General features: G+C 40.8%; 15 protein-coding genes and 1 riboswitch. Of the genes, 1 reads left to right on the plus strand and 14 read right to left on the minus strand.

The genetic code is table 11. The features are described 5' to 3' along the window. From AC1M9L_RS01275 to AC1M9L_RS01310, 8 genes are all read right to left on the minus strand, one after another. The gene (locus AC1M9L_RS01275; protein ID WP_481591103.1) at window positions 1–1,170 is read right to left on the minus strand and encodes an efflux RND transporter periplasmic adaptor subunit; all 1,170 of its coding nucleotides are present in this window, start codon (window positions 1,168–1,170) and stop codon (window positions 1–3) included. Between the two features lie 20 nt (window positions 1,171–1,190). Continuing rightward, on the minus strand, window positions 1,191–1,439 hold the full coding sequence (locus tag AC1M9L_RS01280) for a TIGR03643 family protein (RefSeq protein ID WP_481587095.1): 249 nt from the start codon (window positions 1,437–1,439) through the stop codon (window positions 1,191–1,193). A 271-nt stretch (window positions 1,440–1,710) separates the two neighbouring features. Then, on the minus strand, window positions 1,711–2,727 hold the full coding sequence (locus AC1M9L_RS01285) for an ABC transporter substrate-binding protein (RefSeq protein WP_481591104.1): 1,017 nt from the start codon (window positions 2,725–2,727) through the stop codon (window positions 1,711–1,713). Continuing rightward, window positions 2,724–4,532 (minus strand): allophanate hydrolase, encoded by a 1,809-nt coding sequence (gene atzF, locus AC1M9L_RS01290; RefSeq protein ID WP_481591105.1) that lies wholly within the window; start codon window positions 4,530–4,532, stop codon window positions 2,724–2,726. The genes AC1M9L_RS01285 and atzF overlap by 4 nt, the downstream gene beginning before the upstream one ends. Before the next feature lie 11 nt (window positions 4,533–4,543). After that, window positions 4,544–4,927, minus strand: coding sequence for a CopG family ribbon-helix-helix protein (locus AC1M9L_RS01295; RefSeq protein ID WP_481591131.1), 384 nt, complete (start codon window positions 4,925–4,927; stop codon window positions 4,544–4,546). A 52-nt stretch (window positions 4,928–4,979) separates the two neighbouring features. Continuing rightward, the gene (locus AC1M9L_RS01300; protein WP_257219874.1) at window positions 4,980–5,105 is read right to left on the minus strand and encodes a hypothetical protein; all 126 of its coding nucleotides are present in this window, start codon (window positions 5,103–5,105) and stop codon (window positions 4,980–4,982) included. A gap of 254 nt (window positions 5,106–5,359) precedes the next feature. Next, the gene (locus AC1M9L_RS01305; RefSeq protein WP_481591106.1) at window positions 5,360–5,992 is read right to left on the minus strand and encodes a nitroreductase family protein; all 633 of its coding nucleotides are present in this window, start codon (window positions 5,990–5,992) and stop codon (window positions 5,360–5,362) included. A 41-nt stretch (window positions 5,993–6,033) separates the two neighbouring features. Then, window positions 6,034–6,891: an SDR family oxidoreductase gene (locus tag AC1M9L_RS01310; protein ID WP_481591107.1), complete on the minus strand. Its 858-nt coding sequence runs from the start codon at window positions 6,889–6,891 to the stop codon at window positions 6,034–6,036. Window positions 6,892–7,019: 128 nt separating this feature from the next. Here AC1M9L_RS01310 and AC1M9L_RS01315 point away from each other — a divergent pair, with 128 nt between their 5' ends. Continuing rightward, complete coding sequence (locus AC1M9L_RS01315; RefSeq protein ID WP_481588260.1) at window positions 7,020–7,397, plus strand: winged helix-turn-helix transcriptional regulator; 378 nt, start codon at window positions 7,020–7,022, stop codon at window positions 7,395–7,397. 225 nt (window positions 7,398–7,622) lie between these two features. Here AC1M9L_RS01315 and AC1M9L_RS01320 read toward each other — a convergent pair whose 3' ends face one another. The 6 genes from AC1M9L_RS01320 to AC1M9L_RS01345 form a co-directional block, all read right to left on the minus strand. Then, window positions 7,623–7,826, minus strand: a complete 204-nt coding sequence (locus AC1M9L_RS01320) for a hypothetical protein (RefSeq protein ID WP_481591108.1) — start codon at window positions 7,824–7,826, stop codon at window positions 7,623–7,625. Between the two features lie 149 nt (window positions 7,827–7,975). Beyond that, window positions 7,976–8,416 (minus strand): GIY-YIG nuclease family protein, encoded by a 441-nt coding sequence (locus tag AC1M9L_RS01325; protein WP_481591109.1) that lies wholly within the window; start codon window positions 8,414–8,416, stop codon window positions 7,976–7,978. After that, window positions 8,413–9,159, minus strand: coding sequence for an SLATT domain-containing protein (locus AC1M9L_RS01330; protein ID WP_481591110.1), 747 nt, complete (start codon window positions 9,157–9,159; stop codon window positions 8,413–8,415). The genes AC1M9L_RS01325 and AC1M9L_RS01330 overlap by 4 nt, the downstream gene beginning before the upstream one ends. A gap of 104 nt (window positions 9,160–9,263) precedes the next feature. Next, window positions 9,264–12,884: an urea carboxylase gene (gene uca, locus AC1M9L_RS01335; protein ID WP_481591111.1), complete on the minus strand. Its 3,621-nt coding sequence runs from the start codon at window positions 12,882–12,884 to the stop codon at window positions 9,264–9,266. Window positions 12,885–12,886: 2 nt separating this feature from the next. Beyond that, window positions 12,887–13,540 carry an urea amidolyase associated protein UAAP2 gene (locus AC1M9L_RS01340; protein ID WP_179998177.1) on the minus strand — a complete coding sequence of 218 codons (654 nt, stop codon included), beginning with the start codon at window positions 13,538–13,540 and terminating at the stop codon, window positions 12,887–12,889. Between the two features lie 14 nt (window positions 13,541–13,554). Next, the gene (locus tag AC1M9L_RS01345; RefSeq protein ID WP_481587088.1) at window positions 13,555–14,292 is read right to left on the minus strand and encodes an urea amidolyase associated protein UAAP1; all 738 of its coding nucleotides are present in this window, start codon (window positions 14,290–14,292) and stop codon (window positions 13,555–13,557) included. 28 nt (window positions 14,293–14,320) lie between these two features. After that, window positions 14,321–14,432: riboswitch (guanidine-I (ykkC/yxkD leader) on the minus strand. Window positions 14,433–14,450 lie beyond the last annotated feature (18 nt).

The raw sequence follows: 14,450 nt of genomic DNA on the forward strand, positions 1-14,450 counted from the left end.
TCAAAGTGCTTGTACCTGCTTAGTTCTGACACGCTGATCCGCTTTTACTTGATCATGCTTTATAACGACCTGATCATTGTGATCCAACCCTGATAAGATTTCAGACATGGCAGTGCCACGCAACCCTAATTTTACAGATTGACGTTGGACCTTGCCCTCTCTTACCACCATAACTTCAGCTTGCGTGGTTGAAGGGTCAATAAGCGCGTCATTGGCTATTACTTTGGTTTTATTTCGACGTGCTGTTTCGACATTCACTGAGACTGTCATATCTTGCTTCAAAAAATTGGGTACAGAGTTCACCGCCAATTTGACTTCAACCGTACCACGTTGAGGATCAATATTAGGTGCAATAAAGTTAACTTCAGCTGGAAATGCTTGCTCTGGATAAGCATCTGCAATCACTTCCGCTTTTTGACCCAATTTCAGATAAGGTAAATTTTGCTCATCCACCGCCACTTTAATTTGCGTTGGACTATCAACAGCGACTGTAAAGAGCACCTTTCCAGGTTGAATCGCATCCCCTTTTTCGACTTCACGCGTCAAGATCGTACCCGATACTTGTGCCCGAATTTCACTTTTTGCCAATTGGGCACGTAGTGCATTTAATCTTTCACTTAAGGTTTTTTCTTCCACTTGACCTGGAGCAAGGCTTTGCGCCTTCAGTTTTGCCGCAGATAATTGATTTCTCGCTAAGCGTTCAGCTTCTAAGGCTTGTTCTTTTTCCTCTACAGAAAGCACTCCCGGTTCCGTTTGCTGACGACGTCTTGCTTCGCGACTGGCTTGTTGTAATTGGAATTCTGCCGTTTTCAATTCAACCTGCGCTTGTGGATAGCGAATTTTCCGCAATTCCTCTAGCGCAACTTCTGCTTCACGGACTTGTGCTTTTAAATCATCAGATTGAATAATTAACAGTACATCTCCTGCTGCTATTCGTTGACCTTCTTGCACGCGTCGCTCAATCACCACACCCGAAATTTCACTCCCAATTTCACTACGTGCTACATTTTCAGCACGACCTGAAGCAACCACTGTTTGAATCAGTGGTTTTTCTTCGATTAGGTAAGTTTCGACTACAGGACCTTGCCACCAACGGAAAATGAAATATATCCCACCAATCGAAATGAGCAGAATGAGAATCCACCATTTTCGTTGTTTTAAAATACGCAAAGCTTTATCTCCCAATAGGCCTACTTCAGTTTGTATTGTCGAGTACAGTAAGCTCTTAAAATATCTGGTGAGCGCTTGTGAAGATGCTTAGTATTCCGTCCCGCAACACGTTTACGCCACATTTCAAAACTACTTTTTTTTAATTGTTGTCGCATCAATCGAATAACTGCACTTTCGTTTAATCCGTATTCCAGCAGAATGGCTTCAAAGGGTGTCCGATCTTCCCAGGCCATTTCAATAATTCTAGAAATATCAGCTGTTGTATACAACGCACATGATCCTTTTTTATACGTATCAAACTTTTATGTTAATTGTTGATTCGTGAAAAATATGTGATTTTTTGTTGATTTATAGACACTTCTTACACGCTAACGCATTCATCGTATAAAACGATTGATTTTATAATTTTAATCCGTTTCCTAGTTTTTCCATTTTTATCTATTCTTAATCCATACAAGGTAGGCAACTCTGTTGCTCTACCGACCAATCATTCAGTCCAACTTTGTGCCCAGTGCAAGCCCCTCTGCACTGGGCTTTTTTTTATTTAAATGACTCAACCAATTTTGGATAAATCAGCCCATCAATATCTAGTTTTACCGTATAAACTCCATTTTCAAGATTAAACTTATTAACGTGATAAGTTGATCCATAAATAGAATCTAAAGTGGAAGAACGTTTAAATACCTTTTGATTTGCCTCAAGATCTAACAAATGTGTGCCTTGAATGAATTGTTCATATTGCTCAGGATCTACACCAACACATTTGGACATAATCATCAAAGCATCGTTTCTCGTCACAGGATCTTGAATATATTTGACGGTTCGATCCCATACTTGTAGCACTTTTTTCCACTCTGCTTGATGCCTAGATAAATGCGTCATATTTACCGTCAACGTATCATAGATTAATCCTGGTTTATCTTGAGAACTATAAATGATTTTGGACCCAGCTACGCTTTTTAAAGCTTGATTTGCTACAGGTTGCCATACAGCGATGGCATCCACATCTGGGCTGCTAAACACTTGGGGTAATTCGTTGGTTGCTGCATTAATCAGTTTGATTTCATTGGCTGATATATTTTGATCTGAAAGTGCGGTATTCAATAAATTATGATCGACTAGCCCTTTTTCGACTGCAATCGTTTTACCCTTAAGATCTGCCACACTATGAATGCCCTCTTTTGCAAGAATGACATCATTCCCTGATGAATAATCAGTTGCTAAAATCATAATGCCACGCGTTCCACCTGAGGCGATGATCAAATTATCCCCATGTGAAACAGAAACCGCATCCAATTGGTTTGCTGCAAAAGCATTCATAGAGGCTGAATAATCAAACCATTTAAACTCTACGTTTAATCCAGCTTCTTTAAACCACCCTTTCTCAATAGCAACTTGCCATGCCACCCATCCCGGCCAATCACTGTAACCAATCCGAATCGGTTGCATTGATTTTTCGGCTTGAGCATGTTGACTTGGTTCTGGAATTTTTGCGGTTTTATCACAACCCACGAATATAAGTGCAGTTCCAATGACTCCCCATACCATCGTTTTCATTGCACCACCTCACCAATGCTCGTGCACTTAAATTTAGTATTGGTAAAATTTGAGGCTTGAATATAATCACGCCATCCACCAAAGTGACTGATATCAAGTGCATCTGCTAAAGCATGGTTTTCACATATAAAGCCTTTCACCCATGTTCCATCAATGAGTTGGACATTGCCAATACCAAGTGGTGCTGGGACTTCAGCAACAATGTCACCGAACAATGCTCTTGGTACATCCCACACTTCCACTTCAATAGAATGACCTGATGTATCTCGTTGTAGCCCCGGCTTAGGTGGCTGAGTATTTTTTAAAGCAAATAGTTTGTAATACGGCGCAGTACGCGTTTTTTTAACCAAGTTGGCTTGTCTGCTCGTTAACTGAAAATTCAGCGGCATGCCTGTGAGATGTGCTCCCACCACTGCCAATTTAACGGTGTGCTCAGATCCTATTGATTTATGAATTTGATAGCCTTGCTTTGACGTTGCTAAATTTAATCCTGAAGTCGCTTGCCATTGCTGACCGAAGTGTGCCAAAGCTTGATCCATCCAAGCGCCAGCAACTAACGTGATACCACTTGGCAAACCATCATCACGGATGACATTTGGGAGTGCCAATGCTGATAAATCAGCAAAATTAACAAAATTGGTATAAGCCCCCATATGCGAATTCTTTTGGATCGGATCTGCTTCAACATCTGCAATGCGATAAATCGTAGGAGCTGTTGGCACCATCAACGCATCATAATTTTCTAATTGAAGATTGATCTTCCTAGCCCATTCTGCACGCTGATACTCATCTTGCATCACGTCTACAGCATTGAATTGATCAGCTTGATCAATAATTTGCTTAATTACCGGATAACATTGCTCACGTCGAACTTTGTGTTCGACGGCATGCGTACGCTCCGCAACCCATGAGCGGTTATACAATGCGGCAGCCAATTGATTAAATACTGTGAAATCAATCTCTTCAACTTGAAATCCGAGCGATTTCATTCGAGTAATGGCTGTTTGAAATGCTTGCTCACTTTGAGTATCACCATAAAATTCTAAGTGATCTGGGATTGCAATCTTGCCCTTCGAAAATTGTGTCGGAACTGTTCTCGGATGCTGTCTTGAATAAGCATCGGTCGCATCATAACCTTGCATCAATTGCGCTACCGTCCAAGCATCCTCTACTTGAGTTGCAAAAATTGAGATCACATCAATACTTCGACATGCAGGGATTAAACCTGTGGCTGAAAACCAGCCTTTGGTTGGTTTGAGTCCGACAATATTATTGAAACCCGCGGGAACTCTGCCAGAACCCGCTGTATCAGTACCGAGGGCGAATGGTACATACCCATTTGCTACTGCAACCGCTGAGCCAGAGCTTGATCCACCGCTAATATAATCCGGATTGAAACTGTTTTTTACAGCCCCATAGGGTGAACGCACGCCAACCAATCCCGTGGCAAATTGATCTAGATTGGTCTTGCCCACCACGATTGCACCAGCAGATTTAAGCTTAGCCACGACGGTTGCATCTTGCATTGCTAAATAAGCAGCATCTGGACACGCCGCAGTGGTATAGAATCCAGCAACATCAATATTGTCTTTGACAGCAAATGGCACGCCATATAACGGAAGATCAGCAATATCCTGATGGGCCAATGCATCAATCTGCGCCTGTATTTGCTCAGCACTGGCTATTGAAATCCAAGCGTGATCATCATTGGAGAATTCAGCAACATAACGCTTCAAATCATTCAGTTGAATAGTTTGATTTGCATAAGCCTGTTGCCAATCTTGTATAGTCCATAATGTCTGCACGACGGTGCTCCTTATACGTGTTCCAAATTTTGAGGAATAGGTGGCATGACTGCATCCATCAGCTCTAAATGCCCCTTAATTACCCCTTTTAATGCTTTAAATTGCTCACTTATGGCTTTTAGGTCACTGCTGACCCCTTGCATCAACATCACCTGCATGACTTTGTCATCATCTAATTGGATATGTAGTGAACTAATCACCTGAGTCAAAAACTGTTGCTGTAAATCAATAAGTTGTGTTCTTAATGGCTTTAAACTGACGTCATACAATAAGGTTAAAGTACCGACCATGACTTCATTGCGGCTAACAAGGTCATTGATCAAATGGTGGTTAATCATGTCAACAATGGCTTGAGATCGGCTTTCATAATGTTGATCTACAATTTTTTGATCCATAGCCTGCAATGTATTCTCAGGTAAAGTGATGCTGATCCGCGCTAGCTTCTGTTTAGGCACGTTTGAGCTCCTTAGGTTTTTGAGATTGTTGTAGGTGTAAACCCGCACGGACGCTCATCAGTTCAATGAAGAATTGAAGGATGGGATGCTTCGATTGTTTGGATTGATTTGTCGTCATCTGCAGCACCTCTAGGTATTACAAAAAAAAGAATTGGTAATACTAGGTAAATGCAGAAAACGTGCCAAAACTTTTCTTGAGATATATAAAAGAGAGCTAGGAAAAAAGTCGTCGGAAAGATTCAAAAATGTGCATGAATCGAAATTGTGCACTTGATTTGTTCAATGTTCAGAAATGCAAAAAGACCGCCTTTCTGGAGATAGACGGTCAACTCGAATAGTTATTATTTTGTCTTCTTGTTCTAATGAAATACTTTACTGGATATCAGTGACGAACTCCTCACGCGGAATACGGAATTTCTTCAATCCAATTAACCAATCTTTTTCTGGATTACGGCGACCTAGTGCCAATAGCACCACAGACTTTAAGCCTTTTTCTTTTAAACCTAATAATTCATCCAGACCATCTTTATCAAAACCTTCCATTGGCGTTGCATCTACACCTAACTCAGCTGCTGCCGCAATTGCCATACCAAAACCAATATGAGCCTGTTTTGCAGTATGGTGGTATTGCTGCTCTTCAGTAAACGTCGAGAACAGGTTCTTTAAGTTTTGCACCACATCCATGGTCGTATCTAAAGGTAAATGACGCTCACGATTCATTGCGTTATAGCGTTCATCAATACGCTCGTCTGGAATCGTATCCCAAGCCGTAAATACCAAAAGATGCGAGGACTGGGTAATTTGCGGTTGATTCAATGCAACTGGTGAAATTTTCTCTTTAAGTTCTTGGTTGCTGATCGAGATAATATGGAACGGTTGTAAGCTCGCTGAGGTCGGTGCTAAACGCGCAGCTTCAAGAATTTGATCGACTAATTCTTGCGGTAGTTTTTCACCAGTCATTTGTTTGGTTGCATAACGCCACTGTAAAGCTTCTAATAATTTCATGTATTTACCTATAATGTTTAAATGTGAATATTTTTAATTCTTTAAGCGTATAAACTCGCCAATATTGATTTGAGTGATTGGCTTGGACGACCTAAAAGTTGTTCTAAATCTTGGCTTTGAACTTCATACTGTCGATGTTTAATATCTACGACTGTGCCATGTGTTAGATAGATCAGAAATTCGGGCAAACCGATTCTTTTTAAGAACTGTTGATAGGCTTCTTCAGTGAGATCGTGATATTCCACTGGTATTGTTTTGAGTTGACTTAGCTCATCAGCAATATCTTGATAGCTATAAGTTTGGCTGCCGACTAACTCATAGACCTTGTTCTCATGATCATTTTGAATTAAGGCATTTGCTATTGCTTCTCCTAACTCTGCTCTTTGCACATAAGGCACTTTTCCCGCACCTCCAGAGAGCTGGATGCCTGTATCGATTACTCCCTCACCGATAATTTGTGGAATCGCTTCTGCATACATGGTATTGCGTAGGAGTGTATATTTCAGTCCGCTTGCTTTGAGGTAATCTTCAGTTTGAAAATGACTGATCATCAAATCCTTCACCGCTGAATTTTCAATATTTTGAATGGACAAACCTGTGTAATACACATGTTGAACACCTGCTTCACGCGCAGCATCAATGACATTCTTATGTTGTTCAAAGCGATTCATTTCCATCGTTGAAATGAGAAGTAGCTTGTCGATACCCTGAAAGGCTTTGACTAAACTTTCAGGTTGATTGAAATCTCCTTCACGGACTTCAATATGTTCATTGACATAAGGTTTGGCTTTTTCTAAGTTTCTCGCCAATACAGCAAATTCATTGTTTTGTAGCTGTTGCTTTAATTGTTGCACTACACTTCGCCCTAAATGGCCAGTAGCACCAGTAACTAAAATCATTCAATAACCTTGGATTATTTTTGCAATGATGTAATTTATAGGCGAGTTAAAAAACGAGATCACTATACTGTTGTATAGTGAATTTAGGATTTCATTTGATTAAATTTTATGACGAGATGGGAGGATAGATGGCTGATTTCATGAAAGAGAATGCAGAAACATTAAGCGAGGATGACCAATGTAATTTGATGTTTATTGTGGCGCTTAAAAATGCCATGAACGTCATTAATGGCAAATGGAAACTTGCGATTGTTGCAACCATGATTAAACAGCCACGCCGTTTTAATGAGATTGAACGTCTGCTGCAAGGCATTACACCAAGAATGATTTCTAAAGAGCTCAAAGAACTTGAATTGAACAATGTAGTTGAAAAAATTGAGTCTCTTGATGAAATTACAGGTAAAACAACTGCAATGTATGATCTGACGCCATCAGGTCGGAGATTAGAAAAGTTGATGGTACAAATGGCGGTTTGGGGACAAGAGCATAAAGAGAGTTTGAAATAATTATTATTTATAAATCGTATCACGGCTGTCTATATCTAAAACCAATACCACTATTTTTGAATCAATGCTTTGCTAAATCAAACGATAGCCTGGCGACCTGAGTTTTACCTTACACAAATCAACCGATCCTCTGAGTTTGTTTTTCGGAATCCTTAGATTGTCTAAAATTTCATCATATTATGAATAAACTGTTCCGCAATTTGCAGATTGAGTTTATCGAACTTTTTAAGCGCGGTTTTGGTGAACGCAAGCTCGTAACTCGTCTAAAGTGAGTTTAATCGTTTTTTGCCCTTTAGCTTTTTCTGCTAGTTTTGTTAAATGCACATCTTCCGAAAGACAATCGTTCAAAATTATTTTTGCATTTTCCATAATTCGCTTTTGACTTTCAGAACTACGCTCCCTGATGAGGTCTTCAAGTTTTTTACCCATCATCGAATTCTATTTTGTTGAGAGATATCGGTAAAAATAGTGACAAAGCGTGAATGAATAATATTGTTCATATTGGTAATGTCCTAGATATGCAAATAACAGACAAATAATGACCAATTTAGAGACCTGTTTCTCGGTCTTTTAAAATTTTACATTCCTGTTTTAATGTAATTATATTTTGGTTGCAGTCGTGAGATTAAATAGATTTCCAAAGCATTTGCAAGGTAAGCATAATCTTGTTCAAAACCAATAGTTACAATTGCCGCTGCTTCTTTTAGTCTTGCATCAATAGGCTCATAAATATTTTTAGATTTATCAAGCCAACGACAATATTTCATAACTCTAGCACTTAATCCATTTCCACGATACAAACCACCACCCCGAGAAGTACCGACACCTATATAAGTAATTTCATCATCTTTGACAAAAGCATAGACCCCTTGTTTATCGTAATTCGGGATTTTTCGGAAGTCTTTGTGTATAGATGACCAACTAGGAGGTAACCCCAATTTTTCTACATTCCAGTGATTTTGGAAGAAAATGTCTGTAAATGCTATTAAATTCTCAAAACGGGCTTTATGTGAAATCATTTTCTTATTGGAACTCCCCCCAAATATTGAGGCAAAATATTGGTGACGCCAACCATATCAAGAATAAAAATACTTTCGATAATAATCATAGTAGTTGGAATTAAATAGGGAAAACTAGAAAGCATTAATGCTTTGAAAATATAATATAATCTGACTAGACCTGTTATTTTAAACTCTTTTGGTCGCTCCAACATTACTTTTAGATAATCTAGTCGGATATGATTCTCTGAATCTTTAACTGCATCATTATATTTTTCTTGTATGTCACTAAAATTAGTTTGTGTTTGTGGTAATCCCCTGAGAGTTCTAATAATGTCTTTGACTTTGTCACCACAGTCGTTTAAGGCTATCGATCTAGCATCATATCTTGCTGTTGCATTAATTGTAGAATAAACCAGTACAGCAACAGCGAGAAAAACCTGCATCAAATTAAGAACTTTAGGATAAAAGTTCAGATGAATATCTGTGTTTTGAATGAGTGGTATTAATATAAGACCAAGTGATAAATATGTAGCAGTGAATAGAGAGAATGTATTTTGGAATCTCAGTCTTTCTGATGCTTTATACCTACAATTTGCAGTTGTTCGCATACTATCATGTAGCATTTCTCGAGCAGTGATATCTGCCTTAATTGTTTCAATAGGATATAAACTAAATATCCATTTTCCTGAACTCATGAAACTGTTGATAATCTTTTTTATACAAGGATGCCAACGTATACAATCCTCATTATTATTTGTCATATAATAAAGTTCATTTTTTGAAAAAGATAAAACTATTTCAATTACTTATATTTGTCAATTTAAAAAAACCGCCCTTAAGGACGGTTTTTTTTATTTCTATTTCATCAAGCCACTGGAGCCAACGTAAACAATACCTGTCCCGTTTTCACCGTTTGCCCTTTTTCAATGGTAATCGCTTCAACCTTCATACGCTCAGGCGCAATAATCGGAATCTCGATCTTCATTGCTTCAATCACCGCAAGCGTTGCACCTTCTTCCACAATATCGCCTGATTGACATTCAATTTTCCAAATTGAACCCGGCATATGCGATTCCACCGCACAGCCCCCTTCAGGCACTTCCACGCCTTCACTATCATCCACAGTATCAAGGCTTTCAGACACGTATTCTGCAAGTCCTGCCTCATGCCAACGACGACGTTCTGCATCAAAGTTGGCTTGTTGCACAGACTTAAATGCCGAAATGGACTCTTGGTTTTCAGTTAAGAAGTCGTTGTACTCTTTTAAGTTTAATACGCCTTCTTCAATACGCAGTTTTAAGCGACCAGCTTTAAAGTCCACACGCATTTGCATGAGTTCAGTTTCAGACACTTCATAGAATTTAATTTGGTCAAAGAAGCGCAATAACCACGGTTTGCCTTGCTCAAAGTCGGCATTCTTACGGTAGCGTGACCAAATTTGTGTGGTACGACCGACAAACTGATAGCCCCCCGGACCTTCCATGCCATAGACACACATATATGCACCGCCAATACCCACAGCATTTTCAGGGGTCCATGTCCGTGCAGGGTTATATTTGGTGGTGACTAAACGCTGACGTGGATCAAGTGGTGTTGCGACAGGTGCACCAAGGTACACATCGCCCAAGCCCATGACCAAATAACTTGCATCATATACCACGTCTTTCACTGCTTGTTTGTCTTTTAAGCCATTAATACGACGGATAAATTCGATATTGTCTGGACACCACGGTGCATCTGGACGAACGGTTTGCATATAGCGTTCGGTGGCAAGTTGCGTTTGTGAATCTTCCCAAGCCAGTGGTAAATATACAGTCCGTGATGGGACTTGCATCTCGGTCACATCAGGCAATTCAGCTTCAGCCACTTGTAATAAACGCAGTAAATCAAGTTGATCGATTTTTAATGAGTCAAAGTGAATTTGTAGTGAACGAATGCCCGGTGTCAGGTCGATAATGCCCTGAATATTTTGCTTTTGTACCCATTGCATCAAAGCATGAATACGGAAACGTAAGTTTAAATCCAGCACCAATTCGCCATATTCCACCAACATGTAGTTGTTGCCGGCAGGACGATACACCACATCAGGCGCACCATTTTCACCTTTTAAGGTATCGAGAACCGCATTTTTTAGAGTTGCGAGTTCAGGATAGAACGACTCATCAAATGCCACCGCTTCTGTATCTGAAGCTTCTAATTGCGCATGATATTTTTCATTTAAAAGTTTGGCTTGGTGATAGCTTACAGGGACAAATTTCACTTTGTCACCGGCTTTAAGCTGACCGAGTTTCCATAGTTCAGAATGAATCACCACTGCAGGACAAACGAAACCACCGAGACTTGGACCATCTGGACCCAAGATAATTGGCATGTCACCGGTAAAGTCGATGGCACCAATGGCATAGGCATTATCATGAATATTGGATGGATGTAGACCCGCTTCACCACCATCTTCACGTGCCCATTCTGGTTTTGGACCAATCAGGCGGATACCGGTACGGCTCGAGTTAAAGTGAATCTCAAAGGTATTGGCAAAGAAGGTATCAATATCATTTTTGGTGAAGAAATCAGGCGCACCATGTGGGCCGTACATCACCGCAATTTCCCATTCATGGCTAAATGAAGGCACTTGTTCAGGTGCAAGAGCTTTAATTTCATCGCTTGTGAATGCTGTAATTGGGAGCATATCGCCAATCAGTAAGTTACGCCCGGCATGACCACCAAACTGACCCAAGGTAAAGGTTGATTGTGAACCTAAATATTCAGGTACATTTAGCCCGCCTTTGATGCCGATATAGGTGCGGCAACCTGTTGTAATTTTGCCACATTTTAAAATCTGACCTTTACGCACATTGATGGTTTGCCACATTGGCACAGCTTCGCCATCTAGTGTTGATGGCATATCGCCACCGGCAAGCACAATTTGACTGTCACAATGGAATTTTAACGTTGGACCTTGTAGCGTACATTCTAAGCCTGCAGTGTTATACGCATTGCCAAGCAATTGGTTCGCAACATTGAGTGATAATGGATCAATCGCACCTGATGGTGGCACACCAACATCCCAGTAGCCCAAACGTCCTGTAACATCTTGCACAGCAGTTTGAATGCCAGCTTGTAACACTTCAATCTTTTGGGTTTTCCACTCAAAAGTATTTAAAAAGCGTGTAGTTTGTGTGCCGGCTTTAAATACCTCACAGTCGATAATGTTTTGTAAATATTCAAGATTGGTTTCAATCCCTGCAACTGAGGTTTTCGCCAAAGTATCGGTCATAGCTTGAATCGCAGAAGCACGATCATCCGCAGTCACAATAATCTTCGCAATCATCGGGTCATAGAATGACGATACATTGGAACCTGTTTCTACCCATGTTTCATTTCGGGCATTGTCATCAAACTCAACATGGGTGAGTAAGCCTGCACTAGGTTGGAAATTCTTGATTGGGTCTTCAGCGTACAAACGTACTTGAATCGAATGCCCTTTCGATTCGAGTTTTTCAATTGGTGCAGTCCAATCACCGCTGGCTAATGTCACCATCCATTCCACCAAGTCAACACCAAAGACTTGCTCGGTCACGCCATGTTCCACTTGTAGACGGGTATTCACTTCCAAGAAATAGAATTCTTGTGTATCGGTATCCATCACAAATTCAACCGTACCCGCAGAACGGTAATTTACCGACTGCATCAGTTGAATGGCAACATTTTGGATGTAGGCACGCTGTTCATCATTGATATGCGGTGCAGGCGTTTCCTCAATTACTTTTTGGTTACGACGCTGTACTGAACAATCACGCTCACCGAGTGCGATCACCTGACCTTGACCATCGCCAAAAATTTGCACTTCGATATGACGGGCATTTTGCACAAATTTCTCTAAGTACAAACCGGCATCTTTAAAGTTGGCTTGGGCTAAATAAGACACGGTTGCATAAGCATCTTTCAGTTCAGCTTCATTCCAGACCAAGCGCATGCCGATCCCACCGCCACCGGCCGTACTTTTCAGCATCACAGGATAACCAATACGATTCGCTTCCGTTAAGGCTTCAGCTTCATCTGCAAGTAATTGACTACCCGGTAATAATGGCACATTGGCTTGAATCGCAAGCTCACGCGCCGTGTGTTTCAGACCAAAGGCACGCATCTGCGCAGAATTTGGTCCAATAAAAGCAATACCCTGTGATTCACATAGGTCGCAGAATTCAGCATTTTCAGACAAGAAGCCATAACCCGGATGAATGGCTTGTGCTCCGGTTTGTTTAGCAACCTCTAAGATTTTTTCAACGTTTAAGTAGCTTTGGCTGGCTGGTGCTTCACCGATATACACCGCTTCATCCGCTAAAGTCACATGCAGTGAATCACGATCGGCCTCTGAATAGACTGCAACTGATTGGATACCGAGTTTTTTAAGGGTACGAATGACACGACACGCAATTGCACCACGGTTGGCGATCAAAACTTTATTCAATCCATATTTTTTAGTCATGGTTATGCGTCCTCGCCTTCACGGATGATCAATTGAATTTTGGTTGGGTTATAGGCATTACAAGGATTATTCAGTTGTGGGCAGTTGGAGATCAGCACGATTAAATCCATTTCCGCTTTAATTTCCACATATTTACCCGGTGCAGAAATACCATCATCAAACTTTAGATGCCCCTCAGAGGTCACGGGCACATTCATAAAAAAGTTAATATTTGGACCGATGTGGCGCACGTTTAAGCCATGTTTTTTGGCAATTGGATGCTGAGACAATGCAATCATGAAATTGTTACGGCAACTGTGCATTGGATATTTGTCATGTGCATAACGAACGGTGTTACTTTCACATGAACAAGCACCGCCTAAAGTGTCATGGCGACCGCAGTTATCATCATGGATGGTGGCAATTTTGTTGCCAAAGTTGGTGTATAGAGCTGTGCCTTTTTCTAAATAGATTTGTTGATTAATCGCTAAGGTATCAGTTGCGCTATAACGCTCTTCAGGGTTTGATGCCGAGATAAACAGCGTATCCACCGCTTGGTTGCCTTCTAAATCCACAATACGGAAATACTGTCCTTTTTTGACTTCGCACATCCATGCTTCACCGGCAGGACAAACTTCGCTTAAAACTGATTTTTCTAATTTCACTAATGCAGTCATGTTGTATCCCCCAATTAAGCGCTGAGTGCGTAGTAACGATTATTGTTTTGAAATGCACGCTGATTTTGCGGGCATGAATCACGACATACATCGCTGTCGCTTAAAGGAAGTGCTTTGTATAAAGACAATTGAACATCGGCAGGCGCATATTCCGTGCTGTTATCTAAAGCATGCGGTGCGGATGATAAGAACACTAAGCAATCCATTTCAAAGCGCAGTTCAATCACTTGATCAGTATTGTCAGATGCCACATAACTGAGGTTGCCATTGTCATCTGGTTGAACTTTGGAAAACAGATTTAAAGTACTGCTAAGGTCTGTTGCGGATAAGCCGAATTTGGTCATTTCAAGCAGTAAAGAATCTTTGCCGTTACGGTACATGTCGTTGCGTACATCTTGAAAGGTTTTTGAACCAAATTGTTGTTCAATTTGTTGTGCGGTACTTGGTGCACAAAATGCATCATTCCAGCCATGGTCATCTTTGACGATAGAGATCATCGCGCGACCAAGGTCAGATGCAAGGATATGTCCTGTACTTAAAAATGCCGTATGTTGCCCTTTTAAGCTGTCTGGCATGTTGTAGCGTTCGAGCTTATCTTCGCTATTGATGCAGTACAGTGCCACATTGGCATTTTTACCTAAGGCTTTGAGTTGTAATACTGCGCCACGCTGAATACGTGCTGACCAATGGTGTCCACCCGGTAAACGTTCCGTCCAAAGGACTTGATCTTCGTGATAAGTTATTGTGCTCATATGCATCCATCCCAATCTTCTACGGTTTACCTCCCGGGCTTTTATCCCTCCGTGTAGCTTGAGCTTGCAACTTAAGCCGTGAACTCTCGGTCGCAGACATACATGATTGTTCATGTATCGGAACCCTAGATCACTTTATGATGATGTAGATAGATGCA

The organism is Acinetobacter sp. ANC_7511, from assembly GCF_056779975.1.